This is a genomic window from Nonomuraea sp. NPDC049758 (assembly GCF_040674635.1).
Classification (GTDB): Bacteria; Actinomycetota; Actinomycetes; order Streptosporangiales; family Streptosporangiaceae; genus Nonomuraea.
This window is the reverse complement of the sequence record NZ_JBFAMZ010000001.1, coordinates 61,943-87,725: the sequence shown is the minus strand read 5'-3', so window position 1 is coordinate 87,725 and position 25,783 is coordinate 61,943. Positions and strand designations below refer to the sequence as shown.

Here is a 25,783-nt window from a genome sequence, read left to right as displayed (position 1 = left end):
TCCCTTCAGAGTTGTAAAGGGAATGCTTCACATTTCCCGCCGGGTACCGTTGGCACATGACGCAGGACATGGAGGGGCTCAGCGATCCCAAGATGATGCGGGCGCTGGCTCACCCGGCGAGGCTGTTGATCCTCAACCGGCTCGGCGTGGAGGGCAGCGCCACCGCGACCGAGGTGGCCGAGATCGCGGGGATCACGCCCAGCGCCGCCAGCTATCACCTGCGCATGCTGGCCAAGTACGGGTTCGTCGAGGACGCCCCGCCCAGAGGGGACGGACGCGAACGGCTGTGGAGATCGACGCACAAGTCGTTCAGCGTGGGAGTGCTTCCGGACGACCAGCCGGAGGTCCGTGACGCCAAGACCCTGTTGATCAAGGCGTTCCGCAAGGAGGCCGGCGACGAGGCCGACCGGGCTCTGGCCAGCATCGAGCACGACACGGACGAATGGCGCGACGCGACACGCTTCAGCCGCACCCGGATCAGGGTCGACGCGAGCGAGCTGGGACGGCTGAGCGCGGAGATCGAGAAGCTCCTGGAGCCGTACATCGCCCACCAGCGCAGCCAGGAGGACGCGCCGAGCGGTGCCAGGATCGCGGAGGCGCAGATCAACCTCTTCCCGGTCGCCCACAGGACGTCGCCCGGGTTGCCCACGGAGGACCACGATGTGGGGTGAGCCGTACCCGGTATGTCGGTTTGACCTCCGACGGTCAGCCTGGGGCGGTGTGGGAGGTAGACTTTTCGATGGCCTGTGGCAACAGGCCGACTTCGCATGCCCCGTTGCGGACCGCACCCTCGGTCCGGGCCCCGGCCCGGCTGGAGCGGTTTTGGGGCATCAGGGCGGTAGACAACGCGCTGCCGCGGCACAACCGAGAACTGCGCCCATCCGCAGGGCGCCCAGACCTGGAGGACCATCACATGGCCCCCGTCGTCACCATGCGACAGCTGCTCGAGAGCGGCGTTCACTTCGGCCACCAGACCCGCCGGTGGAACCCGAAGATGAAGCGCTTCATCTTCACCGAGCGCAACGGCATCTACATCATCGACCTGCAGAAGTCGCTGTCGTACATCGACCGTGCCTACGACTTCGTCAAGGAGACCGTCGCCCACGGCGGCACGATCCTGTTCATCGGCACCAAGAAGCAGGCTCAGGAGGCCATCTCCGAGCAGGCCGCGCGGGTCGGCATGCCGTACGTGAACCAGCGCTGGCTGGGCGGCATGCTCACCAACTTCTCCACCGTGCACAAGAGGCTTCAGCGTCTGAAGGAGCTCGAGGAGCTCGACTTCGACAACGTCGCCGGCTCGGGGCTCACCAAGAAGGAGCTCCTCATGCGCCGTCGCGAGAAGGACAAGCTCGAGCGCACGCTCGGCGGCATCCGTGACATGGGCCGCGTGCCCAGCGCGGTGTGGGTCGTGGACACGAAGAAGGAGCACATCGCGATCAGCGAGGCCAAGAAGCTTGGCATCCCGGTCGTCGCGATCCTCGACACCAACTGCGACCCCGACGAGGTCGACTACCCGATCCCGGGCAACGACGACGCCATCCGCGCCGTCGGCCTGCTCACCAGGGTCGTCGCCGACGGTGTCGCCGCCGGTCTGATGGCTCGCTCCGGCGCCGCCCGCGGTGACGAGAAGCCGGCCGCCGCCGAGCCGCTGGCCGAGTGGGAGCGCGAGCTCATCGAGCAGGGCCAGGGCCAGGCCGCCGAGGCCGCCCCTGAGGCTGCTCCCGAGGCCGCCGCCGAGGAGGCCCCCGCTGCCGAGGCGCCCGCTGCCGAGGCTCCGGCCGAGGAGGCGCCCGCCGCCGAGGCCGCTCCGGCTGCCGACGCGACCCCCGAGTCCGAGCCGCAGGCCTGAGACACGGCCGCCGCGCCCGGCCGTGAGGCCGGGCACGGCACAGGCGCCGGCTCCGCGCCGCAGGTCGTCATCGACCGCGGTGCGGCGCGGGCAGCCGGCCGACCGAGGGTGAGCGGAACCGAGGTCCCGCGCGGGCCGAGGTTGTGAAGGGCAAGGCCAAGGTCCTGCGCGGGCTGAGGCTTGGTAGGGCAAGGTACGCGTCTCGACTGGGCAAACGGCCGAGCCGGGACGGCAAGCCGGACAGGACGGCACCCCGCCGAGGCGATAAGTCAAGGCAGGGTGGCGATCGGGCCGAGGCGGTCAGCCAAAGCGGGTTGCCAGCCGGGCTGAGGCGGTGAGCCGAGGCAGGGTGGCGACCAGGGTCGGGCGGTAGGTCAGGGCCGGGCGTCGGAAGCCGAGGCGGTGAGCCGAGGTGGATGACCATCGGGCCGGAGCGATAAGCCGAGCCTGGCTGGGCAGTATGCCGAGCGAGGCGGAGCGGAGCTCCACCGGCGGAGCCCGTCCTGCTGAGCGGAGACCTGGGCGAAAACCCGGGCCCGAGCGGAGTCCGCGCCCAGGCCGGACGAAGCCCGAGCCCAGACCAAGCCCAGGTACGAGCGAAGGTCCCGGTGGCAGCCGGACGGGTCAGGCGAAAGCCAAAGGGCCGGGCGGAAGCCCAGCCGGCACGACCCGGCACCACCGCTTGAGACCGTGCAAGACCCGTGCAAGACCGCGCACGACCGAGGCAGAACGCACGACCCGCGCACGACCCGCGCACGAAAAGGCCCTGGTGCGGCGCGCGCCTGCCGTACCGACCAGGGGCGGGCGCCCAGGGCGTCCACTCCGATCCACGACGACGACGAAATCCCACAAGGAATAAGAGCAATGGCTTCCGTGAACATGGCCGACGTCAAGCGGCTTCGCGAGATCACCGCTGCCGGCATGATGGACTGCAAGAAGGCGCTTGAGGAGTCCGAAGGCGACTTCGACCGCGCCATCGAGCTCCTGCGCCTCAAGGGCGCCAAGGACGTGGGCAAGCGCGAGGCCCGTACGGCCTCCAACGGCCTCGTCGCGCTCCAGCAGGACAGCGACTCCTCCGCCGCTCTTCTCGAGCTCAACTGCGAGACCGACTTCGTGGCCAAGGGCGAGCGCTTCCAGGAGCTGGCCGCCGGCGTGGTCGCGCACATCCTGGCGAGCAAGCCCGCCGACGTGGCGACGCTGCTCGACTCCTCCTTCGACGGCAAGACCGTCAAGGAGCACCTGGACGAGGCCAACGCCGCGCTCGGTGAGAAGATCGAGATCCGCCGCTTCGCCGTGCTTGAGGGCGGCTACATCGGCTCGTACATGCACAAGACGGACCCGGCGCTGCCGCCGGCGGTCGGCGTGCTCGTGCAGCTCGACAAGCCGAACGCCGAGGTCGCCAAGGACATCGCCCAGCACGCCGCGGCGATGGCCCCGCAGTACCTCAAGGCCGAGTCCGTCCCCGCCGAGGTCGTCGAGAAGGAGCGCAAGCTCTTCGAGGAGATGACCCGCGAGGAGGGCAAGCCCGAGGCCGCCATCGGCAAGATCGTCGAGGGTCGCGTCAACGGCTGGTACAAGGACTTCACCCTGGTCCAGCAGGCCTTCGTGAAGGACAACAAGAAGAGCGTGGGCAAGTACGCCGAGGAGAACGGCGTCGAGGTGCTCGCCTTCGTCCGATTCAAGGTCGGCCAGGCTTAGGCTTGAGCGAACTGCCAGCCCAGAGTTCCACCCAATGAAGGAGGCCGCCGCCGTGCAGGACCACCGGGAGTCAGCCCACGAATCCACACGGACGGCGGCTTCCTCATCACCCAGCCCGCAGGGTCCACTGAGGTGGAAGCGGGTGATGTTGAAGCTGTCAGGCGAGGCGTTCGCCGGAGACGACCCGCTGGGCATCGACCCGGGCGTCGTCGACCACCTGGCCGACTCGATCACCGAGGCCGTGCGCGAGGGCGTGCAGGTCGCGGTCGTGGTCGGCGGGGGGAACATGTTCCGCGGCGCCACCCTGTCCCAGGGCGGCATCGACCGCGCCAGGGCCGACTACATGGGCATGCTCGGCACGGTGATCAACTGTCTGGCGCTCCAGGACTTCCTGGAGCGGCGCGGCGTCGAGACCCGCGTCCAGACCGCCATCACCATGCAGCAGGTCGCCGAGCCCTTCCTGCCGCGCCGCGCGATCAGGCACCTGGAGAAGGGCCGCGTGGTCATCTTCGGGGCGGGTCTCGGCTCGCCGTACTTCTCCACCGACACCGCGGCGTCGCAGCGGGCCCTGGAGATCGGCGCCGAGGCGCTGCTCAAGGGCACGCAGGTCGACGGGATCTACGACTCCGACCCGCGCAAGAACCCCGACGCGGTCCGGTTCGACCATCTTGACTACGGCGAGGTGCTGCTGCGCGACCTCGCGGTCATGGACGCGACCGCGATCAGCCTGTGCAAGGACAACGATCTGCCGATCGTGGTCTTCGACCTGATGGGCGAGGGCAACATCCTGCGAGCGGTACGCGGTGAGAAAATCGGCACGCTGGTGAGTCCCGCAGGCAAATGAGGGAGCTAGCCCGACACCGCCAGCTAGTAGACAGGGAGCCGCTGTGATCGACGAAACCCTCCTCGAAGCCGAGGAAAAGATGGACAAGGCCGTCTCGGTCGCGAAGGAAGACTTCGCGACCATCCGGACCGGCCGGGTCACCCCCGCGATGTTCAACAAGATCAATGCGGAGTACTACGGCACTCCGACACCGGTGCAGCAGTTGGCCTCGTTCCACCTGCCCGAGGCGCGCATGGTCATCATCCAGCCCTTCGACAAGAGCGCGATGGGTGCGATCGAGAAGGCCATCCGCGACTCCGACCTCGGCGTCAACCCGACCAACACCGGCGACGTGATCCGCGTGACGTTCCCGGAGCTGTCCGAGGAGCGCCGCAAGGAGTACATCAAGGTCGCCAAGAACAAGGGCGAGCACGCCAAGGTGTCGATCCGGAACATCCGTCGTACGGCCAAGGAGGCCCTCGACAAGATGATCAAGGACGGCGAGGCGGGCGAGGACGAGGTCCGTCGCGCGGAGAAGGAACTCGACGACCTCACCCAGAAGCACGTCGCCAAGATCGACGAGCTGCTCAAGCACAAGGAAGCCGAGCTGCTCGAAGTCTGAGCGGCACGCCTCGCGGCCCTCGCCGGAAGGCGGGGGCCGTGGCTATGGAGAGTGTCTGTGGAAGAACGTACGGCCGGCACCGGCCCCGACGGCGGCAGCCGTACCGGAAGGAACCTGCCGGCCGCGATCGCGGTGGGTGTGGGGCTGGGTGCGCTGGTCCTCGGTACCCTCTACACGATCAAGGAGCTCTTCCTCCTGGTGGTCGTGGTGTGCGTCGGCGTGGGCGTGCTGGAGCTGACCAAGGCGTTCGCCACGCGCGGGATCAAGGTCCCGGCCGTCCCCGTGCTCGCGGGGCTGGTGGCGATGCAGGCCGGGGCGTACTGGGGCGGGCCGTTCTGGCTGCTGGGGACGTTCGCGGTGTTCGCGTTCGTGCTGCTGGTCTGGCGGATGTTCAGCGACGGCACCGACGGCTACGTGCGCGACGGCACGGCCTCGGTGTTCACGTTGTTCTACCCGGCGATGCTGGCGGCGTTCGCGGCGTTGCTGCTGGCGCCGCACGACGGCCGCGACCGGGTGCTGATCTTCATCGCGGTGACCGTGGCCAGCGACATCGGCGGATACGTCGCGGGTGTGCTGTTCGGCAGGCACAAGATGACGGTCATCAGCCCGAAGAAGACCTGGGAGGGTTTCGCCGGGTCGGTGATCGCCTGCACGCTGGTCGGCGGCTGGCTGGTGACCTGGCTGCTGGACGGCCCGCTCTGGCTGGGCGCGCTGATCGGGGCGCTGGCGGCGCTGCTGGCGACCGTGGGCGACCTCATCGAGTCGATGATCAAGCGGGACCTCGGCATCAAGGACCTCGGCACGATCCTGCCGGGGCACGGTGGCCTGATGGACCGCCTCGACTCGCTGGTGACCACGCTGGTGCCGGTCTGGCTGCTACTGACGCTGTTCCTCTAGCGCCTCCGTCGTGACGGGCGTGAGCCACAACCACCGGACGGCCTCCCCGCCGAACGCGAACCCCGACATGTCCGGCATGTCGGGTGGGTCGGCCCGCATGAGCACCCCCGAGTACTGCGACCCCAGCGGGAACGTCGAGGGCTCGTGGTACCACTTGGCCGTGTGCCCGTGGCCGAGCCAGGTCACCGAGTGCCACGGATACTGGGCCAGCCACACCAGCAGCAGCGCCGCGTCCCTGGGGTCGTCGTGGGTGGCCACGGCCAGCTCGATCCGGGCGTAGGCGTCGGGGCGGTCGATCCACTGCTCGACCGTCGGCATGCGCTGGCAGCTCATCCCCACCGTGGACAGCACGGTCGGCTCGCGGCCCGCGTGCGGCGGCCGTTCGGTGATGCCGACGGTCGGCAGGCGCTCGCCGCTGGCGTCCCAGTAGCGGCCGGCCGGGCCGAGCACCCGGTCCAGATGGCCCATGACGAACTGCTGGAACGACGGCCACGACCCCTCGCCGTGCCGCCAGCGCCAGTAGGACGCGGCGTTGGAGATACGCGGCCGCAGCCCCTCCAGCGCCTCAGACAGCGCCCACGCGAACGGCGACTCGCCCACGGCGTCACGGGCGTAGCCGGGCATGCCCCTGCTCATGTCGGCCCAGCCGGGGATGACCGCGAGCAGGTCGTCGTCCTCGTAGAGGGCGACGCCGTCGCCCTCCTCGAACCACAGGGCGGACAACTGGCCGAGCGGCCTGCGCCCCTCGGGGTGCGTCGTGTTGCCCCTCGGCATCAGCGGGGGCAGGCCGGAGTTGATCCGGGCCAGGTCGACCACGGCCGGGGCCGGGCGGTGGTTGGCCAGCCAGACCGCTCCGTGGACGGCGCCCTCCGGCGAGCACAGGTAAGCTACCGAGGAGTCCTCGTCCCGCTCGACCACGAGCGTGCGGCTGCCGTAGGGGTTACCGGCGGCGAGGACGACCTCGGTGCCACCCTCGCCAGATGCCGACCGGAAAATCGCCATACGAGATGACTGTAGATCGGGCGGTGACCCTGACGCGAGCCGTACCGTGATCAGGAATGCCTCCTCCGCGGCCGGCGTTCACTAACCTGGCCGGTGAGAAATCCCGGAAGTCCCAAGCAGAGTCCCGGAAGTCCCCCCAAGCAAAGGCAGGAACGTGTCCCAGCAGCCAGGCCAGCTCACCTTCGTCGCACCGCGACGGGCCAAGCCCGCGCGGCACCTGGCGGACCTGTCCATGGCCGAGCGCCGGGCCGCGGTCACCGAGCTGGGGGAGAAGGCGTTCCGCGCCGACCAGCTCTCGCGCCACTACTTCGAGCGCCACACCGCCGACGTCGCCGAGATGACCGATCTGTCCGCGGCGGCCCGCGACAAGCTGTCGGCGCTGCTGCCGACGCTGCTCACGCCGGTCAAGGAGCTGACCACCGACGGCGGCACGACCCGCAAGACCCTGTGGCGGCTGTTCGACGGCGCGCTGGTCGAGTCGGTGCTCATGCGCTATCCCGAGCGGGTCACGATGTGCGTGTCGTCGCAGGCCGGTTGTGGCATGAACTGCCCGTTCTGCGCCACCGGACAGGCGGGCCTGACCCGGAACATGTCCACCGCCGAGATCGTCGAGCAGGTGGTTGCCGGCGCCCGTGCGCTGGCGGCGGGCGAGGTGCCGGGCGGGCCCGGCCGGGTGAGCAACATCGTCTTCATGGGCATGGGCGAGCCGCTGGCCAACTACAAGCAGGTGATCGGCGCCGTGCGCCGCATGGTCGAGCCCGCGCCGCACGGTCTCGGCATCTCCGCGCGCGGGGTCACGGTCTCGACCGTGGGGCTGGTGCCCGCCATCGGCAAGCTCGCCGAGGAGGGGCTGCCGGTCACGCTCGCGCTGTCGCTGCACGCGCCCGACGACGAGCTGCGCGACACGCTCGTCCCGATCAACACGCGCTGGAAGGTGGCCGAGGTCCTCGACGCGGCCTGGTCGTACGCGGCCAAGACCAAGCGCCGCATCTCCATCGAGTACGCGCTGATCAAGGACGTCAACGACCAGGAGTGGCGGGCCGACCTGCTCGGCAAGCTGGTCAGGAACAAGCTCGTGCACGTCAACCTGATCCCGCTCAACCCCACGCCCGGCTCCAAGTGGACGGCGTCCCGGCCGGAGGACGAGCGGGCGTTCGTGCGCAGGCTGGAGTTCCACGGCGTGCCGGTGACCGTGCGCGACACCCGGGGCCGCGAGATCGACGGCGCCTGCGGCCAGCTCGCCGCGGCCGAGTAACCGGCCCCGGCCCGAGCGGGTAGCCGGCCCTCTTCGAGCAGGTGACCGGCCCCGCCCGGCGGCCGCCGAGGAAGGCGGCCGGCCTATCTCGTGGCGGTCGAGCGGGCGGCGAAGGTCTCGACCAGGTCGGCGATCATGGCGGCGCCCCGGCTGTTGAGGTGCACGGTGTCGGTGGTGAGCCGCAGGCCGCGGCTGCTGGAGATGGCGTCCAGGCTGCGGCCGAGCAGGAAGTGCTGCATCGCGGCGGTCTGCGCCTGGTTGCTCTCGGGACGGTAGTGGGTGCGGGGCGAGGTGCCCTCCAGGTCGGCGGTCATGCGCTCGTTGAGCGGCAGGTAGGTCACGCCCTGCTCGGCGGCGACCGTCCTGACGATCTCGGCGAACTCCTGGGTGCGGCGCACCGGGACCGAGTCCAGGTCCTCGCCGATGACCGGCGGGGACAGCAGCGCCACGCGGGCCATGGTCTCGTTCTGCAGGCGGGCGGCGATGGCCGTCAGGTTGGCGGCGTACGCGGCGGGCGTGGGGGTCTCGGCGAGCTTCCAGCGCTTGCGCAGGGCCCTGGCCCGCTTCTCGCTCAACGTGGCGTTGGCGTCGTTGGTGCCGATGAGCACGGTGACCACGTCCGGATCCTGCCGTACGACGTCGTCGAGACGCTTGAGCAGCTCGGACGACGGCTCGTAGTTGACGCCCGCGTTGATCACCGTCTCGCCGGGCAGCCGGTCGCGCAGCATGGCCACATAGTCGACGCTCACCTGTCCGCGGGTGATGCTGTCACCCAGGCAGATCACCTTCACCGTTGCCTCCTCAGTGGTGAGTGAACGCTTACTAACCTACCCTACGGCGCCTCCAGGCATACAGGGCGAGTCCCGCCAGGCACCACACCAGGGAGATCGCGGACAGTTGGGGCAGCTGGTCGAGCAGCTCGCCGGCGCCGGCCGTACGCATCCAGACCACCAGCGGAACCGTCAGCCAGTACGCGGGGGACGCGCTGAGCAGCAGCATCACCAGATAGCCGAGCACCAGCGACATGATCGAGACCGCGGGGGAGCGCAGCACGGCCCGGCTGGTGAGCGCGCCGAGCGCCGTCCCGGCGAGCACCGCCAGGGCGTGCAGGACGAGGGCCGCGCCGAGCACGTCCCGGCCGGGGCGCTCGCTCAGGCCGAGCAGGACGGCCCACGCCAGGCCGACGGCGGCCAGCGCGGCGCAGGCGACCAGGCTCGCCACGAGCCCGGCGGCCACCTCCTTGCCGCGGCCGCCCGCGGTGACCGCCGACAGCTCGCGCTGCCGGTCGGGCTCGGTGTCCAGGAGGCTCCGCGTGGCCCAGGCGAAGATGGGGATGATCAGGACGGCGCCGTCGGCCAGCACGGCGGCCTCCGTACCCTTGGGCGCGCGGCTGCCGTAGACGATGGCGAGCATGGCGAGGGTGAGCAGAAGCGCCTGATGCACGCGATGCGACCGCACATAGGCGGCCAACCGGAAGACAGCCAGAGCGATCACCGGCACTCCTTGGGCAGGCGGACGGCGTCCCGGGCCATCACGGGCACTCCTCGGGCGGGCGGACGGCGGTCAGGGCGATCACCGGCACTCCTTGGTCAGGCGGGCCAGAGCGATCATCCGGGCTCCTCGGGCGTGTGGGGGTGGTCGAGCTCGGAGGTTCGGTAGCCCTGGTCGCGCATTCTGGTCAGGAAGAGCGGGAGGTCGTCGGCGGGCAGGGTGACCGCCACGGTGGTCAGCGGGCGTTTCGGAGCGTGTGTCGCGGGGATCACAGAGGCCACCTGGGCCGCCTGGGCCACAGCGGCGGCGGGGGTGGACTCCTTGAGGTGGCCGTCCACGAGCAACCATGAGCGGAGCCCGGGGAGGCCGCGCAGGCCGCCCTGGTGGTCGCTGGTGATGACGATGCCCCCGCGCCCGGCGACCTCGGTGACGATGGCGGGCAGCGTCTCGCGGGTGTCGGCGTCCAGGCCGGCGAAGGGCTCGTCCAGGATCAGCAGGCCGGGGTCGGCCATCAGGGCCTGGACCAGGCCGACCTTGTGCGCGCTGCCCTTGGACAGCTCGCCGAGCGGCAGGCCGAGGAGGTGGCCCATGTTCAGGCGTTCGGCCCAGGGCCGCCACCGGGCGCCGCCCCGTACGGACGCCATGTGCGTCAGGTAGGAGGTCACCGTGAACGGCTGGGCCGTCGGGAAGCGGTCGGGGGCGAAGCCCACGACGCCGGGACGGTCGGTGATGTGGCCCCGCGTCGGCCGCGCGAGCCCCGCGAGGAGCCGCAGCAGCGTGGATTTCCCCGCCCCGTTGGCCCCGGTCAGCTCGATCGCGTCGCCCGGCGCGAGCTGCGCGTCGGCCTCTTCGAGGACGAAGGGCTGACGTCTTCGGTAGCGAAAAGAGACCTGTAACAGTCGCATGGTGCTGTAACGGTATATGTCAGGGCGCAGGGCCGTGATAAAAGGCCTGACCGCTATAAAGGGCCTCACCGTGAGAAAGGGCCTCACAATGGAGAAGCCCCCGGCACATCTCAGGAGGAGTGGGCTTGAACCGCTTTCCGCGCGTCATGGGTATGCGTTCAGGCTATGACCCCGTGGAAGTCGACGCCCTGATCGCGCGCATCGAGTCGACCCTGGGCAGAGGGCCGCACACGGTCGAGCCCGTCACCGCAGACGAGGTCCGCACCGCGACCTTCCGCGCCAAACGCGGCGGCTACCACGAGACCGCGGTGGACTTCGCGCTGGAGGCGTTCGTCGTGGCCCTGGAGACCCAGGTCAAGCGCCCGGTGCGGCTCGCCATGGCCGAGCCCACCGGGGAGCTGCTGCGCGAGGAGTGGTTCGAGACCCAGGCGGCCCGCGTCGAACGGGTGGCCTTCCGCCCCGGCCGCATGGGCACCGGCTACAACGAGGACGAGGTCGACGCCTTCCTCGACCGCATCGTGGCCACCCTGCGCGGCACGACCGAGTTCGCGGTGACCGCCCAGGAGGTGCGCGAGGCCCGCTTCTCGACCGTGCTGCTGCGCGCCGGCTACCTGATCGCCGACGTCGACTCCTTCCTCGAAGGCGTCGCCGAGATCCTGGAGAAACCCCGCTAGACCCGCCGCGGTCCGGCCCCGGCGCCGCCGTCAGGCCCGTTCGACGGCCGCGAGCAGGCCGCGGAGGTCGGGCAGCACCACCCGGACGACCTCGGGCCCGGCGGGCCGCTCGCCGTGCCGGTTGATCCACACCCGGCGCACGCCCAGCCGCTCGGCCGGGATCATGTCGTGGAAGTGGCTCTGCGCCACGTGCACCCACTCGGCCGGCTCGTAGGCCCTGCTGAAGTGCTCGAAGTGCGCCTCGTCCGGCTTGTAGGCCCCGGCGTCCTCGGCGGTCACCACCGCGTCGAACGGCACGGGCAGCCGCCGCAGCGTCTGGGCGATCAGGTCGCGGTCGCAGTTGGTCAGCAGCGCCAGCCGCCGGCCCGCCGCGCGCAGGGCCGACAGCTCCGCCCCGACCTCGGCGTACACCGGCCAGTAGGGCAGCGTGGCGGCCAGCACCGAGGCGTCGTCGCCGTTCAGCGGGACTGCGGTCTCGGCGCAGGCGCGGCGCAGCGCCTCGGCCATGACGTCCCGGTAGCGGGCCCGTGGCGTCTCGGCCTCGACCGCGCTCTCGTGCCGCAGGTACGCCGTCAGCAGCTCGTCCCCCCTGCCGGGCGCGATCAGCTCAAGGCTGGTGCCGATGCCGTGCCGCCAGTCGACGAGGGTGCCGAAACAGTCGAACGTGATCCATCGCATAGGTCACATGATGACCCTTCCGAGCACCTGGTCGAGCGCCCGGCCGACCTCGCCCTCGACCGCCGGTCCTTCGGCCCGCCAGGCCACGTAGCCGTCGGGGCGGACCAGGACGGCGGTGGCGTCGCCGTAGCGTTCGGCCCAGGCGTCCTCGACGTCGAGCACGTCACCGCCCACCCGGTGCACCCGCACCCCGGGCCCGGCGGCGTGCGCCCAGTCCGCGCCGCCGGGGCCGCACAGCAGGACGAAGGCGTCGTGGAACAGGTCGTGGACGCCGATGCGCTCGCCGTCCCGGTCGAGCCAGAGGTGCGGGGCGCGGGTGCCGGGACGGGCGCCCTGGGCCGTCGAGTCGCCGAACACCGTCTCGTGGGTGGCGCCGACCATGGCCGACGAGCGGTAGCGCTGTCCCAGGATCGCCGCGACGTGGTCGAGCGGGTCGTCATCAGGGTTGGGGCCGAACCTGGCCGCCTGGCTGCGTACGGTCAGGTCGGCCAGCTCCAGGGCCACCGGGCGGCGTTCGGCCTCGTAGGTGTCGAGCAGTGCGTCGGAGGCCCGGCCGGCCAGCACGGCGGCCAGCTTCCAGGCCAGGTTGTGCGTGTCCTGGACGGCCGAGTTGGCGCCCAGCCCGCCGGCCGGCGGCCAGACGTGCGCCGCGTCGCCGACCAGGAACACCCGTCCCTCGCGGTAGCGCGTGGCGACGCCCACCGCCTCCTCCCACGCGGCCCTGCTGACGATCTCCACGGGCAGGTCGCGGCCGATCAGCTCCTTGGCGGAGGCGACCAGCCGCTCGTCGGTGAAGTCGTCCGGCGACTCGGCGGCGGGGTCGTACGTCAGGGCCATGCCCCAATGGCCCGGCAGCGCGTGGGAGACCATCGCGCCCGAGGCCGTCCCGCCGGGCGCGCCGAGGATCCAGAACAGCGCCCGCTTGGTGACCAGCTCCGACAGGTCGGCCCTGAAGACGAAGGACTGGTAGGCGCGCAGGACGCCGAGCCCTTCGCGGGCGATGCCCAGCCGCTCCCTGATCGTGCCGCGGTAGCCGTCGGCGGCGATCAGGTAGCGGGCGCGCAGGGTCCGGCGCTCACCGGTGCGGGCGTCCTCGGTCACCACCGTGACGCCGTCCGCGTCGGGCTCGATCGACCTGCATATGGTGTCGAAGCGCAGGTCGGCGCCCCGGGCGCGGGCGGCCTCGGCGAGGATCGGCTCGACCGTGCTCTGGTCGGCCAGGCCGTACTCGCCCGCGGTCAGCTCGGGCAGCGCCCGGGAGGAGCCGCCCTCGAAGAGCCACTGCCATTCGCCGGCCAGCGTCGCGCAGCGGGCCACGCCCCCTTCCTCGTCGAAGGGCCGCCCGGCCTCCTTGACGGCCTGCTCCAGGCCGAGCGGCCGGTAGATCTCCATCGTGCGCGGGGTGATGCCGCGCGCCCTGCCCAGGAGCGACACGCCGGGGTGGCGGTCGACGAGCACGCAGGGCACCCCGTGGTGGGACAGGAACAGGGCGGAGGTGAGCCCGGCGTAGCCGCCGCCGACGATCAGCACGGGAATCTCGGTCATGACGCCCTCAGGGCGGTCTGTTGTGGTCATGGGGAGATAGTTGCATTGCAACTAGTCTCAAGTCAACTAGTTGTCGTGCGGCTACGATGAGAGCCATGGCTCTCGACCGCGGCTCGCCGCTCGCCCTCACCGTGCTGGCCCTGCTGCGGTCCCGGCCTCTGCACGCGTACGGCATGCAGCGCCTGCTCAAGCAGTGGGGGAAGGACCAGGTCGTCAACGTCGGCCAGCGGGCCGGGCTCTACCGCACGATCGAGCGGCTGGCAGAGGCCGGGCTGGTCAGGGTCAGGGAGACCGGCCGCGACCAGCAGTACCCGGAGCGCACGGTCTACGAGCTCACCGACGCCGGGCGCGAGCGGCTCGACGTGTGGCTCGACGACATGCTCAGCCGTCCCAAACAGGAGTTCCCGCAGTTCCCGGCCGCGCTGTCCAACGCGATGCTGCTCCCGCCCGGCGTGCTGGCCGACGCGCTGGAGCGGCGGGCGGCGGCCGTGGAGCAGACGCTGGCCGAGCTGGAGTCGAGCCTGTCGGCCGAGCAGGACCTGCCGCGCATCACGATGCTGGAGTCCGAGTACCTGCGCGAGGTGACGGCGGCCGAGGCCCGCTGGCTCCGCGCCGTCATCGCCGACCTGCGGGAAGGCCGCATCCAGTGGTCGCACGAGCAGCTGGAGGCAGTCAGCTCGGCCCGGGAGTGATCAGGTGCGGGCGCGGCCGCCGCAGCAGCGCGACGAGCACCGAGGTCACCGGCGCGGCCAGGAACGCCCCGGTGATGCCCGCGATCACGCTGCCCACCGTGATCGCGATCAGGATGACCGCTCCCGGCAGGTCGAGCGCCTTGCCGTAGACCTGCGGCGCCAGCACGTGCCCTTCGAGCTGCTGCACCGCCACCGTCACCGCGACCACGATCAGCGCCACCAGCCACCCCTTGGCCACGAGCGCCACCACCGCCGCCAGCAGCCCGGCCATGAACGCCCCCACCACCGGCAGGAACGCCCCCACGAACGTCAGCACGGCCAGCGGCAGCGCGATCGGCACGCCGAGGATCCACAACGCGAGCCCGATGAAGAAGCCGTCGACCACGCCCACGATCGCCACGCCGCGGATGTAGCGCCCGATCACCCCGAAGATCAGCACGCCGGTGTCGTGGCAGCGTGCCTTGGCCGCCTCCGGCACCAGATCGACGATCCAGGCGAACAGCCGCTCGCCGCCGTGCACGAAGTACACCGACAGGATGACCGCCAGCACCGCGCCGACGACGATCTCGCCGGCCGTCCTGACCCCGGCGATGGCGCCGCTGGTGATCTGCCTGCCCTGCTTGGAGACGTAGTCCCTGGCCTGGGCGAGCAGCCGCTGGTCGTCGAGCCCGAACCGGGCGGCCAGGCCGTGCAGGTCGCCGAACGCCTTGCCCAGGCTGGTGCGCATCTCGCTCAGGCTGTTCACCGTGGGCGGCACCAGCAGCGCGATCAGCGCGCCGGCCAGCAGCAGGCCACCGGCGAAGACGATCGTGGTGGCCAGCGCCGGGCCGAGCCCGCGGGCGGTGAGCCAGCGGGCCGGCGGGTGCAGCAGCGCCGTGAGGAAGACGCCGATGATCACGGACATGACGACCGTGCGCAGGTGATAGAGGCAGAAGAAGGCGACCGCGATGAGCGCGATCCACCCCAGCACCCGCCACGGCCTCATGTCCAACCCCCGATCGTGCCTGGTCAGTGGCCTTCCCGGCGGTGATCGGAGGCAACCCTGGTCAGGACGGCGGCCTCAGGTGCGCGCGCTGCGACCGCTTGGCCTCCTCGTACGCCGCCCGCTCGGCCGGCGCGCCCACCCCGGCCACGGGCACGTCCCACCACGCCTGCGAGGAGGGGACGTCGTCGGCCATGGGATCGGTGCGCACGTGCACGACGGTCGTCTCGCCGGACGAGCGCGCCTCCTCCAGGGCCTTGCGCAGGTCGGCGAGCGACTCCGGACGCAGCACGGCCGCGCCCAGGCTGGCGGCGTTGGCGGCCAGGTCGACCGGCAGCGGGCCGCCCGTGCGGGAGCGGTAGGACGTGCCCAGGCGGCGCGCGCCCACGCTCTCCGACAGCCGCCCGATGGAGGCGAAGCCCGAGTTGTCCACCAGGACGACGACCAGCTTGACGCCCTCGGCGACCGCGGTGACCAGCTCCTGCGCCATCATCAGGTACGACCCGTCGCCCACCAGGACGAACACCTCGCGCTCCGGCGCGGCCAGCTTGACGCCGACGCCGCCCGCGATCTCGTAGCCCATGCAGGAGTTGCCGTACTCGACGTGGTAGCCGCCGGGGCCGCTCGGCCGCCACAGCTTGTGCAGGTCGCCCGGCATGGAACCGGCCGCGCACACCACGACGCCGTCCGGGCTCGCGGCCGCGTTCACGGCCCCGATGATCGCCGCCTGCGACAGCGGGAGGCCGTCGAGCGCGTACGCCCGGTCCACCTGCGCGTCCCAGTCCCGGGAGAGCGCGGCGGCCCTGGCCGTCCAGGCGTCGTCGGAGCGCCGGCCGGCGACGGCGGCGACCAGGTCGGTCAGGCATTCGCGGGCGTCGCCGACCAGGTGCAGCCCCGACAGCTTGGCGGCGTCGAAGGCGGCGACGTTGACGTTGACGAACCTGGCGTCCGCGGCGAACAGCGACCTCGACGCCGTGGTGAAGTCGCTGTAGCGGGTGCCGATCCCGATGATCACGTCGGCCTCGCGGGCCAGCGTGTTGGCGGCGGTGGTGCCGGTCGCGCCCACCGCGCCCACCGCCAGCGGATGGCCGTGCGGCAGCGCCCCCTTGCCGGCCTGGGTCTCGGCGACCGGGATGCCGTGCGCCTCGGCGAAGGCGGCCAGTTCGGCGGTGGCCCGGCTGTAGATCGTCCCGCCGCCGGAGACGATCAGCGGGCGGGCCGCCGACCTGATCACCTGCGCCGCCCTGGCCAGCGCGGCGCGTTCGGGGCGCGGGCGCGGCACGTGCCACACCCGGCGGGCGAACAGCTCCTCGGGCCAGTCGTACGCCTCGGCCTGCACGTCCTGCGGCAGCGCCAGCGTCACCGCGCCGGTCTCGGCCGGGTCGGTGAGCACCCGCATGGCCGCCGTCAGCGCGGACGGGAGCTGTTCGGGCCGGTTGATCCGGTCCCAGTACCGCGAGACCGGCTTGAAGCAGTCGTTGACCGAGATGTCGTACGAACGCGGGTCCTCCAGCTCCTGGAGCACCGGGTTGGCGGCACGGGTGGAGAAGACGTCGCCGGGCAGCAGCAGCACCGGCAGCCGGTTGATCGTCGCGCCGGCCGCGCCGGTGATCATGTTGGTCGCGCCGGGGCCGATCGACGTCGTGCAGGCCAGCGTGGCCAGCCGGTCGGCGGCCCGGGCGTAGGCGGCGGCCGTGTGCACCATGGCCTGCTCGTTGCGGGCCAGGTAGTAGGGCAGGTCGTCGCCCGCGGTGGCCAGGGCCTGGCCGAGCCCGGCGACGTTGCCGTGGCCGAAGATGCCGAAGCAGCCGCCGAAGAAGCGGCGCTCCTCGCCGTCGCGCTCGCTCCACTGGGCGGCCAGGAAGCGCACGACGGCCTGCGCGACGGTCAACCGGGTCATGCGTGCCCTCCGAACGGCAGTCTCGGGTCGACGTCCTGGCCCGACCAGGACGAGCGGATCCAGGCGTGACGGGGATCGTCGCAGAACGCCATCGAACGCTCCTCCGCCGGCCCCGCCAGCACGTTGAGGTAGTACAGGTCGTAACCGGGGGCGGCCATGGACGGCCCGTGGTAGCCGTAGGGCACCAGGACGACGTCGCCGGAGGAGACCTCGGCCAGCGTGTCCACCTGCCCCCGCTCGGAGGAGTAGACGCGCTGGTAGCCGGGCCCGTCGCCGGCGACCTCGAAGTAGTAGACCTCCTCCAGCACGGCCTCGCCCGGGTTGGGGGTGTCGTGCTTGTGCGGCGGGTAGGACGACCAGTTGCCGCCCGGGGTCAGCACCTCGACGGCCATGAGCTTGTCGCAGTCGAACACGCCGGGGGCGCAGAAGTTGTTCACCTGCCGGCTGGCCTGCCCCGCGCCCCTGATCTCCACCGGCACCCGGGAGGCGGGCACGTGCCGCGGCGGCAGCGACCGGGTCGCGCGGGCCGACGGCAGCGCGACGCGCCCGCCGCCGCTCAACGTGACCTGGACGCCGATCGGCAGGTACGCGAAGTCGCTCGGCCCGTCGAACACCGACCCGCGCCCGGCCAGCACGAACGTCTCGCCGCCGACCTCGACCGTGCACGACCCCGACAGCGGAAGGACGATCATCTCCTCCTCTCCGGTGCCGAACGACAGCGGCGTGCCGGTCAGGTCCGCCACGCGCAGCCCGGAGTAGGTCCAGCCGGCCAGCGAGGGGGTGATCTCCACCGACCAGGGGCCGTTGGCGGCCTTGCCGTAGGGCAGGTAGGTCATGCGTGTGCCTCTCGTACCAGGGCGGCGGCGCCGTCCACCGCCGTCGCCACGTCGTCGTCGGATGGGTAGAGCAGGGCGCGGCCGACGACCAGGCCGAGCACGCCGGGCAGGGCCAGCGCGCGGTGCCAGTCGGCGTAGGCCGTGCCGATGTCGGGCGGGTCGCCGCCGAGGAGCAGGGTGGGCAGCGTGGTCGCGGCCATCACCCGGTCCATCTCGGCCACCACGGGGATCTTCAGCCAGGTGTGGGCCGAGGTGGCGCCGAGCGCCTGGGCGACGCTGATCGAGCGGATCACGGCGTCGGGGGACAGGTCGTTGCGCAGCACGCCGGACTCCGAGCGCGCCGCCCAGAACGGCTCCACCATGGCCACCAGCCGCCTGCGGGCCAGCCCGGTCACCGCGTGCGCGCACGACTCCAGGGTGGCGGCCGTCGCGTGGTCGCCGGGGTCGATGCGGCACAACATCTTGCCGCCGTCGAGGCGCATCGTGTCGATGGCCTCGGGGTCGAAGCCGGTGAACCGGTCGTCCAGCTCGAACACCGAGCCCTGCAGGCCGCCCCGGTTCATCGAGCCGAAGGCCAGCTTGCCCTCCAGCGCGCCCAGCAGCAGCAGGTCCTCCAGGACGTCGGGGGAGGCGAGGATGCCGTCCACGCCGGGCCGGGCCAGGGCCGCCTGGAGGCGGTCGAGCAGGTCGTGGCGGCTGCCCATGGCCAGCGGGCGGTCGCGTACGGACAAAGCTCCCCTGGCCGGGTGGTCGGCGGCGATGATCAGCAGCCGCTCGTCCGGCCCCGGCATCCGGCGGCGCTGCCGGCGCGCGGCGGCCGCGGCGATCTCCTCGGGGCGGGTCGCGCGGATCCGCGTGAGCCACTCGTAGCGGGCGGTCCTGGGCAGCGTGAGGTCGCTCACGTGGGCACCTCGTTCAGCAGCTCGTGCACCTCGTCGGTGGTGGGCATGGCGTCGGCGCAGGCCAGCCGGGCGGCCACGAACGCGCCGGCGGCGCCCGCGAAGCGGATCGTGCGCTCCAGCGGCCAGCCGCGCAGCAGCCCGAGGCAGACGGCGCCGCCGAACGCGTCGCCGGCCCCGATGCCGTTGACCACCTTCACCTCGACCGGCTCGGCCACGACGGTCTCGGTGGCGGTGCGGGCGAGCACCCCGGCCGGGCCCATCTTGACGATCGCCACCTCGACCCCGGCGTCGAGCAGCGCCTGCGCCGCCGCCTCCGGCTCGCGCACGCCCACGGCGGTCTCCACCTCGTCCAGGTTGCCGACGGCCACGTTCGCGTGCGGCAGCGCCTCGCGCGCCGCCGCGCGGGCGGCCGCACGCGACTCCCACAGCGCCGGACGGTGATCGAGGTCGAACACGGTCCAGCCGGAGGTGCGGGCCGACAGGGCGGCGGTGTGCGCCGCGCGGCTCGGCTCCTTGCTCAGGCCGGTGAGGGAGAACCAGAACAGCCCGGTCGCCCGGATGGCGTCGAGGTCGAGGTGGCCGGGGGTGAGGCGCAGGTCGGGCGGGTGCTCGCCGCGGTAGAACCAGATGGGGAAGTGGTCGGGCGGGAAGATCTCGCAGAACGTGACCGGGGTGGCCGGGCCCTCGATGACGCTCACGTAGGCGTCGTCCACGCCGAAGTCGCGGATGGCCCGCCGTACGTACGCGCCGAAGGGGTCGGCGCCCACCGCGGTGATCACCGCCGAGCGCAGCCCGTGACGTGCCGCCGCGACGGCGACGTTGGTCGGGCTGCCGCCGAGGAACTTGCCGAAGGTCTCGACGTCGGCCAGCCCGACGCCGGTCTGCAGCGGATAGACGTCGACGCCGCAGCGGCCGATCGTGATCAGGTCGTACAACGCACCTCCAGAGGACGCACCCTACCTCGACACTATGGCATATTGTCATGACATAAGGATGTCCGCTATGTTGTTGATGATCCTTCAGGACGGGCCCCCGTCACCTCACTTCTGTAGTGTCGGGCGGTGAGGAGGTTCGCTCATGTTCGTCCCCAACGGCGTCCATCACGAACAGCACACCACCAAGCTCTCCTTCCGCCCCGCCTCAGGCAAGGGCGGACCGGCGTGAAAGGCCACTGGAGCCTCGACGACCGGCTGGAGCGGTCGTTGCGCGAGGTCCCCTTCGAGGTGCCCGCCGGATCGGAGTCCGTCACCGTGCGGCTCGACTACGACCGGTCGCAGGGCGTGCTCGACCTCGGCTGCGGCTCGCCCGGCGGCTTCCGCGGCTGGTCGGGAGGGGCGCGCTCGGAGTTCACGATCGCCCGCGACTGGGCCACCCCCGGCTACCTGCCCGGCGTCCCCGACCCCGGAACCTGGCACGTGTGGCTCGGGCTGCACCGCGTGCCGCCGCAGGGCCTCGACTTCACCCTGGAGATCTCGGCCGCGCGCACGGCCCCGCCGGAGCCGGTCGCCGCCGAGCCGCCGCCCGGCGAACGGCCGCCGCGCCGGGACGTGCCCGACGTCGGCGGGCTGCGCTGGTTCGCCGGCGACTTCCACGCGCACACCGTCCACAGCGACGGCGCGCTCACCGTCGCCGAGCTGGCCGAGCTGGCCCGCGGCCGGGGCCTGGACTTCCTGGCGGTCACCGACCACAACACCGTCAGCCACCACCCCTGGCTGCGCGCGACCGACCGCGGCGTCACGCTCATCCCCGGCCAGGAGGTCACCACCGACCGCGGCCACGCCAACGTGTTCGGCGAGGTCGGCTGGGTGGACTTCCGGCGGCCCGCGGGCTCCTGGACCGAGCACGCCGGGCGCGCCGGCGGCCTGATCTCGATCAACCACCCGCTGGGCGGCGACTGCGCCTGGCTGCTGCCGGTCGGTGAACGCCCGAGGGTGGCCGAGGTGTGGAGCTCCGGGTGGTGGGACCGCCGCTGGGGCGCGCCGCTGGCCTGGGCCGACGCCTGGCGCGACGACGTGGTGGCGATCGGCGGCAGCGACTTCCACCGGCACGGCAGCGACGGACTGCCGGGCGCGCCGACCACGTGGGTGCTGGCCGAGGAGCCGGGCGCGGTGCTCGACGGCGTGCGCGCCGGGCGCACCGCGGTCTCGGCGGGGCCGGACGCGCCGCTGCTGCTCCGGCTGGGCGACGAGCTGCTCGCGCTCGACGCCGACGGCCTGGTGCTGGTCCGCCCCGGCGGCGCCCGCCAGGTCGTCCGCGGCGAGCGGGCGCTGCTTCCCGCGGCCGAGGGACGCCACCGCCTGGAGACCTACGAGAACGAGGTGATCGCCCTATGCGAGTGAGGAGAGTCGCGAACGCGCCGGTGAGCTTCGGCGTGTTCGAGCTCAGCGACGCGCCGCCGCCCCTGGGCCCCGACGAGATGGTCCGCGCGCTGGCCGAGGCCGGTTACGCGGGCATCGACTCCGGGCCCATCGGCTACCTCGGCACCGGCGCCGATCTGGCCGCCCGGCTGTCGGCGCACGGCCTGCTGCTCGCCGGCGGCTGGGTCGACCTGCGTTACGGCGACGCCGAGGCGTACCGGCGGGGGCTGCCCGCGCTGGAGGCCGCGCTCGACGTGTTCGCCGCCGCGCCGCAGGCGCCCGCCCTCTTCGCGCCCCGGCCCACGCTGGCCTGCTCGGGCTCGCCCGAGAGGTTCGCCAGGCCCGGCGGCAGCGTCCCCGGGCTGCCCGCCGCCGACTGGCCCGGGTACGCCGCCCGCGTCCAGGAGGCCGCCGACCGCTGCCGCGAACGCGGCCTGGAACCCGCCTTCCACCACCACCTCGGCACCTACGTCGAGACCCCCGACGACGTCGAGCGCCTTCTGGAGCTGACCGACGTCCAGCTCTGCCTGGACACCGGCCACCTGCTGCTGGCCGGCGGAGACCCGGTCGCGGCGCTGCGCGCGTGGGCCGGCCGCGTCGGGCACGTGCACGTCAAGGACGGCGACACCAGGATCCTGGCCGCCGCCCTGGACGACGGCGCCGACCTGCGCGAGCTGATGGCCAGGGGCGGCTTCACCCGTCTGGGCGACGGCGAGCTCGACCTGCCCGCGGTCGTGGCGGCGCTCGACGCCATCGGCTACGAGGGCTGGATCGTGGTCGAGCAGGACACGATGCCGGGCCGCCGCCCGGTCGGGCGGAACATCGCCGACCAGGCCGCCAACCGCGAGCGGCTGAGGGAGCTGGGCCTGTGAGGATCGCGCTGGTCGGGTGCGGGGCGGTCACCCAGGCGGTCTACGTGCCGCTGCTGTCCAGGCGGCGGGACCTGTTCGAGGTGAGCGCCGTCTGCGACCTGTCGCGCACGCTGGCCGACGTCGTCGGCGACCGGCTGGGCGCGCCCCGGCGCTACACCTCCCTGGCGAAGATGCTGGCCGACGGCGGTTTCGAGGCCGTGGTGGTGCTGGCCTCGGGCTCCCACGGCGAGACCGTGCGGCGGGCGCTGGCCGCCGGGTACGCCGTGCTGTGCGAAAAGCCGCTCGCGCTGACCCGGGCGGAGGTGGCCGCGCTGCCCGAGGGGCGGCTGATGGTCGGCTACATGAAGCAGTACGACCCGGCCGTGCGCCGGGCCGTCGCGCTGCTGGAGGAGCTGGGCGGCCCGGCGGCCGTCCGGTCGGTCGAGGTGACCGTGCTGCATCCCAGCGGGGAGTCGCAGCTCGCGTTCGCGAACCTGGCGCGGGCCGGCGACGTCGATCCCGGCGTGCTCGGCTCGTTGCGCGAGACCGAGGACGCGCTCGTCTCCCGGGCGCTGGGCCAGGCCGCCCCGGAGTCGCTGCGCAACGTGTACGCGGTCTCCCTGGGCTCGATCTGCCACGACCTGTCGCTGCTGCGGCGCTTCACCGGAGCGCCGCGGGAGATCGCGTACGTGGACAGCTGGGGGCCGGCGCCCGGTTCCGTGGAGATCTCCGGGCCGCTGCCCGTGGCGGGCCGGTTCCACATCCGCTGGCACTACCTGGACGGCTACCCCGCCTACCGCGAGACCGTCGCCATCCACCACGACGGGGGCACGCTGGAGCTGGTCTTCCCCACGCCCTACCTGATGAACGCGCCCACCACCCTCACCGTGGTCTCCGGGGCCGAGACCCGCGCCGAACACCGCCAGGTGACCGAGGCGTTCGAGGTACAACTGACGGCCTTCCATGCTTATGTGAACGATGGCAGCCCGCCGCTCACCGACGCGGCCGGCGCACTGGAGGACATCGTGACGGCTCAGCGGATCGCCGCCCGCTACGCCGTCCAGCATCGGCTGCCCATCGGAGGGGAGGCGGCGGCATGGACATAGTGGTCGTACCGCACACGCATTGGGACAGGGAGTGGTACGAGCCCTTCCAGCGCTTCAGGCTGCGGCTGGTGGACCTCCTCGACGAGGTGCTCGACACCATGGAACGCGAGCCCGCCTACCACTTCACCCTCGACGGCCAGCTCGCCTGCGTGGACGACTACCTGGAGGTGCGTCCGGAGAACCGGCACCGCGTCGCGGCGCTCGTCGCGTCCGGGCGGCTGGCGGTGGGGCCGTGGCAGATCCTGCTCGACGAGTTCCTGTGCTCGGGTGAGAACATCGTGCGCAACCTCGAACTCGGGCTGGCCGGCGCGGACCAGCTCGGCGGGGCGATGCGGGTGGGCTACCTGCCGGACATGTTCGGTCACACCGCCCAGATGCCGCAGATCCTGCGGCTGGCCGGTCTGGAGCACGCCTGCGTCTACCGCGGGGTGCCGGCGTCGGTGACGACCGACGCCTTCGCCTGGGTGGCCCCCGACGGCACCGCGATCCGCACCCAGTACCTGCCCGAGGGCGGCTACGGCAACGGCGCCCACCTGTTCTCCGACGTCAAGGGGCTGGAGGAGCGGGCGGCGGAGTTCGTCGCCACCATGCGCGCCTGGCACGGCCCGCAGGGCGAGCTGCTGGCCATGTACGGCGCCGACCACTCGGCCCCCGTGCGCGGGTTGCCGGAGATGGTGGCGGCCGTCGGCGCCCGCATGGATACCTTGTCTGGATATATCGAGAAATTTTCGGGTGACACCGCGGGGCTGCCGCAGGTCGTCGGCGAGCTGCGCTCGCACGCCCGCGCCAACATCCTGCCCGGCGTCATCTCCGCCCGCGTCGCCGTCAAGCAGGCCATGGGCCGGGCCGAGCGCATGGTCGAGCGCTACGCCGAGCCCCTGGCCGCGCTCTGGGGAGGCCCGTGGCCCGGCCGGTTCCTCGACATGGCCTGGCGGCGGCTGGTGGAGGCCAGCGGCCACGACTCGGTCACCGGCTGCGGCGTGGACGAGACCGCCCAGCAGGTCGCCGCCCGCATCGCCGAGGCCGAGCAGCTCGGGCAGGCTGTCCGCGACATGGTGACCGCGCGGCTGGCGGCGGCGGTGCCCGCCGACGGCGTGCTGGTCGTCAACCCGACGCCGGCCGTGCGCGGCGGCGTGGTGATCGCCGACGTGGCCGGCGGCAGCGGGCCCCTGGTGGGCCCCTCCGGCGCGCCGGTGCCCACCCAGCCCCTGGACTGCGCGCCGGTGCTGCTGCTGGACGAGCGCATCGACCCCCTCACCGTGCTCGGCTTCGTGCACGGCACCGAGCTGTACGGCCAGCACATCGTCGACTGGCAGGTGTTCGACGACATCCTCCTCATCACCGTGGGCAGGGAGCCGCGCGGGCCGTTCGACCAGGCCGAGGTGCGCCGCGCGCTCGACGGCGTGACCTACGTCCGGGTCGAGGCCGAGCCCCGGTCCACTGTCGCCGCCTTCGTCGAGGTGCCCGCGCTCGGCCACACGAGCCTGCGCCCCGGCCCGCCCGAGCCCACGCACCCCGCGCCGCTGGCGGAGGTCCGCAACAACCGCCACCACCAGGACTGCTGGCTCTCCTCCGACACCGGCGTCCTGCCCATCAAGGTCAGCTCCACGGTGATGGACAACGGGCTGCTGCGGGTCGAGATCGAGCCCGACGGCACCCTCGGCCTGTTCGGCGAGGACGGCCGGACGATCACCGGCGTGGGCGGCATCGAGGACGGCGGCGACTCCGGCGACACCTACAACCACGCGCCCCCCGCCGACGACCTGGTCGTGTCCGAGCCGATCTCGATCGAGGCGGAGATCATCGAAGGCGGCCCGCTCGTCGCAGCCGTGGAGATCACCCGGGTCTACCTGTGGCCGGCGGCGGGCGAGCCCGTCCCGAACACGCCGGAGCTGCCGCCGCTCGCGCGTACCGGCGCGACCGAGGACGTCGTGGTCACCATGCGGGTCGAGCTGCGGGCGGGCGAGCCGTTCGTCCGGCTGCGGGTGTCGTTCGACAACCGGTGCGCGGACCACCGGGTGCGGTTCCACGTGCCGCTGCCGAGGCGGGCCGACCATTCGCTGGCCGAGGGGCAGTTCGCGATCGTGCGACGGGAGCTCGAAGCCGAGGGCGGCTGCGGCGAGACCCCGCTGCCCACCTTCCCCGCCTCCGGCTGGGTGGCCGCCGGCGGCGTCGCCGCGCTGCTGGAGCACGTCACCGAGTACGAGCTGCTGAACGACGGGTACGAGCTGGCGCTCACGCTGCTGCGCTCGGTCGGCTACCTGTCGCGCAACCACAACAGGCTGCGCCCCGAGCCCGCCGGTCCGCAACTGCCGACCCCCGCCGCGCAGTCACGCGGGCCGCACACCGTGTCGCTGGCGCTGATGCCGTACCTGGACTGGCGGGACGTGCCGCCGCAGGCGGAGCTGTACCGGCACGACCTGCTGGTGGTGCCGGGCGGTGGCGATCGCGAGCTGACCCCGCCGCCGGCGGCGCACGGGTTGTCGGTGTTCGGTCAGGGCGTGACGATGAGCTCGCTGCGCCGCCGCGACGACTGGCAGGAGCTGCGCCTGGTGGCGCTCACCGCGTCCGGCACCGAGGCCGTGGTGCGCGGGGACTTCACCCGGGCCCGGCGGGCCGGCCTGACCGGCAGCCCCGGCGAGCCGCTGGAGACCGAGGACGGCACGCTCAGGCTGCCGCTGAGGCCGTGGGAGATCGCCACCGTCCAGCTCCGCTGAC

General features: G+C 72.4%; 24 protein-coding genes. 13 read left to right on the top strand and 11 right to left on the bottom strand.

Translation table 11 applies throughout. From position 1 onward, the window contains the following. Positions 1–56 precede the first annotated feature (56 nt). The 6 genes from AB0J46_RS00365 (at position 57) to AB0J46_RS00340 (ending at position 5,889) form a co-directional block, all read left to right on the top strand. Positions 57–671 carry a helix-turn-helix domain-containing protein gene (locus AB0J46_RS00365; RefSeq protein ID WP_364324426.1) on the top strand — a complete coding sequence of 205 codons (615 nt, stop codon included), beginning with the start codon at positions 57–59 and terminating at the stop codon, positions 669–671. 242 nt (positions 672–913) lie between these two features. After that, positions 914–1,849: a 30S ribosomal protein S2 gene (gene rpsB / locus AB0J46_RS00360; RefSeq protein ID WP_364324423.1), complete on the top strand. Its 936-nt coding sequence runs from the start codon at positions 914–916 to the stop codon at positions 1,847–1,849. Positions 1,850–2,713: 864 nt separating this feature from the next. Beyond that, positions 2,714–3,547, top strand: a complete 834-nt coding sequence (gene tsf / locus AB0J46_RS00355; protein ID WP_352323799.1) for a translation elongation factor Ts — start codon at positions 2,714–2,716, stop codon at positions 3,545–3,547. Positions 3,548–3,692: 145 nt separating this feature from the next. Beyond that, a complete protein-coding gene (gene pyrH, locus AB0J46_RS00350; RefSeq protein ID WP_221762026.1) occupies positions 3,693–4,391 on the top strand; it encodes a UMP kinase in 699 nt (232 codons plus the stop codon). Positions 4,392–4,434: 43 nt separating this feature from the next. Continuing rightward, positions 4,435–4,992: a ribosome recycling factor gene (frr, locus tag AB0J46_RS00345; RefSeq protein WP_352350337.1), complete on the top strand. Its 558-nt coding sequence runs from the start codon at positions 4,435–4,437 to the stop codon at positions 4,990–4,992. Positions 4,993–5,049: 57 nt separating this feature from the next. After that, entirely contained in the window at positions 5,050–5,889 is an 840-nt protein-coding gene (locus tag AB0J46_RS00340; RefSeq protein ID WP_364324419.1) for a phosphatidate cytidylyltransferase, read from the top strand. On the opposite strand, the gene AB0J46_RS00335 is transcribed toward AB0J46_RS00340, so the two are convergent. Further along, positions 5,869–6,891, bottom strand: a complete 1,023-nt coding sequence (locus AB0J46_RS00335) for a suppressor of fused domain protein (protein WP_364324416.1) — start codon at positions 6,889–6,891, stop codon at positions 5,869–5,871. The two genes, AB0J46_RS00340 and AB0J46_RS00335, sit on opposite strands and share 21 nt — an antisense overlap. 154 nt (positions 6,892–7,045) lie before the next feature. Here AB0J46_RS00335 and rlmN point away from each other — a divergent pair, with 154 nt between their 5' ends. Further along, complete coding sequence (rlmN, locus tag AB0J46_RS00330) at positions 7,046–8,146, top strand: 23S rRNA (adenine(2503)-C(2))-methyltransferase RlmN (RefSeq protein WP_352323804.1); 1,101 nt, start codon at positions 7,046–7,048, stop codon at positions 8,144–8,146. Between the two features lie 83 nt (positions 8,147–8,229). On the opposite strand, the gene AB0J46_RS00325 is transcribed toward rlmN, so the two are convergent. The 3 genes from AB0J46_RS00325 to AB0J46_RS00315 all read right to left on the bottom strand — a co-directional run bounded on the left by AB0J46_RS00325 (position 8,230) and on the right by AB0J46_RS00315 (position 10,542). Beyond that, entirely contained in the window at positions 8,230–8,937 is a 708-nt protein-coding gene (locus tag AB0J46_RS00325) for an SGNH/GDSL hydrolase family protein (RefSeq protein ID WP_364324413.1), read from the bottom strand. Between the two features lie 31 nt (positions 8,938–8,968). Further along, complete coding sequence (locus tag AB0J46_RS00320; protein ID WP_364324410.1) at positions 8,969–9,640, bottom strand: hypothetical protein; 672 nt, start codon at positions 9,638–9,640, stop codon at positions 8,969–8,971. Positions 9,641–9,753: 113 nt separating this feature from the next. After that, on the bottom strand, positions 9,754–10,542 hold the full coding sequence (locus AB0J46_RS00315; RefSeq protein ID WP_364324407.1) for an ATP-binding cassette domain-containing protein: 789 nt from the start codon (positions 10,540–10,542) through the stop codon (positions 9,754–9,756). Positions 10,543–10,715: 173 nt separating this feature from the next. On the opposite strand from AB0J46_RS00315, the gene AB0J46_RS00310 reads away from it, so the two are divergent. Then, positions 10,716–11,216, top strand: coding sequence for a DivIVA domain-containing protein (locus tag AB0J46_RS00310; protein ID WP_364324404.1), 501 nt, complete (start codon positions 10,716–10,718; stop codon positions 11,214–11,216). A gap of 30 nt (positions 11,217–11,246) precedes the next feature. On the opposite strand, the gene AB0J46_RS00305 is transcribed toward AB0J46_RS00310, so the two are convergent. Together AB0J46_RS00305 and AB0J46_RS00300 are read right to left on the bottom strand one after the other, a co-directional pair. Beyond that, positions 11,247–11,894 carry an HAD-IA family hydrolase gene (locus AB0J46_RS00305; RefSeq protein WP_364324401.1) on the bottom strand — a complete coding sequence of 216 codons (648 nt, stop codon included), beginning with the start codon at positions 11,892–11,894 and terminating at the stop codon, positions 11,247–11,249. Between the two features lie 3 nt (positions 11,895–11,897). Further along, positions 11,898–13,469 carry an FAD-dependent monooxygenase gene (locus tag AB0J46_RS00300; protein WP_364324398.1) on the bottom strand — a complete coding sequence of 524 codons (1,572 nt, stop codon included), beginning with the start codon at positions 13,467–13,469 and terminating at the stop codon, positions 11,898–11,900. A 65-nt stretch (positions 13,470–13,534) separates the two neighbouring features. Here AB0J46_RS00300 and AB0J46_RS00295 point away from each other — a divergent pair, with 65 nt between their 5' ends. Next, positions 13,535–14,131, top strand: coding sequence for a PadR family transcriptional regulator (locus AB0J46_RS00295; RefSeq protein ID WP_364324395.1), 597 nt, complete (start codon positions 13,535–13,537; stop codon positions 14,129–14,131). On the opposite strand, the gene AB0J46_RS00290 is transcribed toward AB0J46_RS00295, so the two are convergent. From AB0J46_RS00290 to iolC, 5 genes are all read right to left on the bottom strand, one after another. Continuing rightward, a complete protein-coding gene (locus tag AB0J46_RS00290; RefSeq protein ID WP_364326126.1) occupies positions 14,112–15,116 on the bottom strand; it encodes an AI-2E family transporter in 1,005 nt (334 codons plus the stop codon). The genes AB0J46_RS00295 and AB0J46_RS00290 overlap by 20 nt on opposite strands. A gap of 61 nt (positions 15,117–15,177) precedes the next feature. Continuing rightward, entirely contained in the window at positions 15,178–17,013 is a 1,836-nt protein-coding gene (gene iolD, locus AB0J46_RS00285) for a 3D-(3,5/4)-trihydroxycyclohexane-1,2-dione acylhydrolase (decyclizing) (protein WP_364324392.1), read from the bottom strand. After that, the gene (gene iolB, locus AB0J46_RS00280) at positions 17,010–17,849 is read right to left on the bottom strand and encodes a 5-deoxy-glucuronate isomerase (protein WP_364324389.1); all 840 of its coding nucleotides are present in this window, start codon (positions 17,847–17,849) and stop codon (positions 17,010–17,012) included. The genes iolD and iolB overlap by 4 nt, the downstream gene beginning before the upstream one ends. Beyond that, the gene (locus tag AB0J46_RS00275; RefSeq protein ID WP_358283793.1) at positions 17,846–18,751 is read right to left on the bottom strand and encodes a deoxyribose-phosphate aldolase; all 906 of its coding nucleotides are present in this window, start codon (positions 18,749–18,751) and stop codon (positions 17,846–17,848) included. The genes iolB and AB0J46_RS00275 overlap by 4 nt, the downstream gene beginning before the upstream one ends. After that, positions 18,748–19,686: a 5-dehydro-2-deoxygluconokinase gene (gene iolC, locus AB0J46_RS00270; RefSeq protein ID WP_364324386.1), complete on the bottom strand. Its 939-nt coding sequence runs from the start codon at positions 19,684–19,686 to the stop codon at positions 18,748–18,750. Before iolC ends, AB0J46_RS00275 begins: the two co-directional genes overlap by 4 nt. Before the next feature lie 225 nt (positions 19,687–19,911). On the opposite strand from iolC, the gene AB0J46_RS00265 reads away from it, so the two are divergent. Genes AB0J46_RS00265 through AB0J46_RS00250 form a run of 4 tightly spaced genes read left to right on the top strand, consistent with a single transcriptional unit; the run spans position 19,912 to position 25,782 of the window. Further along, positions 19,912–21,090, top strand: a complete 1,179-nt coding sequence (locus tag AB0J46_RS00265; protein WP_364324383.1) for a CehA/McbA family metallohydrolase — start codon at positions 19,912–19,914, stop codon at positions 21,088–21,090. Beyond that, entirely contained in the window at positions 21,081–21,980 is a 900-nt protein-coding gene (locus AB0J46_RS00260; protein ID WP_364324380.1) for a TIM barrel protein, read from the top strand. Before AB0J46_RS00265 ends, AB0J46_RS00260 begins: the two co-directional genes overlap by 10 nt. Beyond that, positions 21,977–23,065 (top strand): Gfo/Idh/MocA family oxidoreductase, encoded by a 1,089-nt coding sequence (locus tag AB0J46_RS00255; RefSeq protein WP_364324377.1) that lies wholly within the window; start codon positions 21,977–21,979, stop codon positions 23,063–23,065. Before AB0J46_RS00260 ends, AB0J46_RS00255 begins: the two co-directional genes overlap by 4 nt. After that, a complete protein-coding gene (locus AB0J46_RS00250; RefSeq protein ID WP_364324375.1) occupies positions 23,056–25,782 on the top strand; it encodes an alpha-mannosidase in 2,727 nt (908 codons plus the stop codon). Before AB0J46_RS00255 ends, AB0J46_RS00250 begins: the two co-directional genes overlap by 10 nt. The last annotated feature ends 1 nt before the right edge of the window (position 25,783 follow it).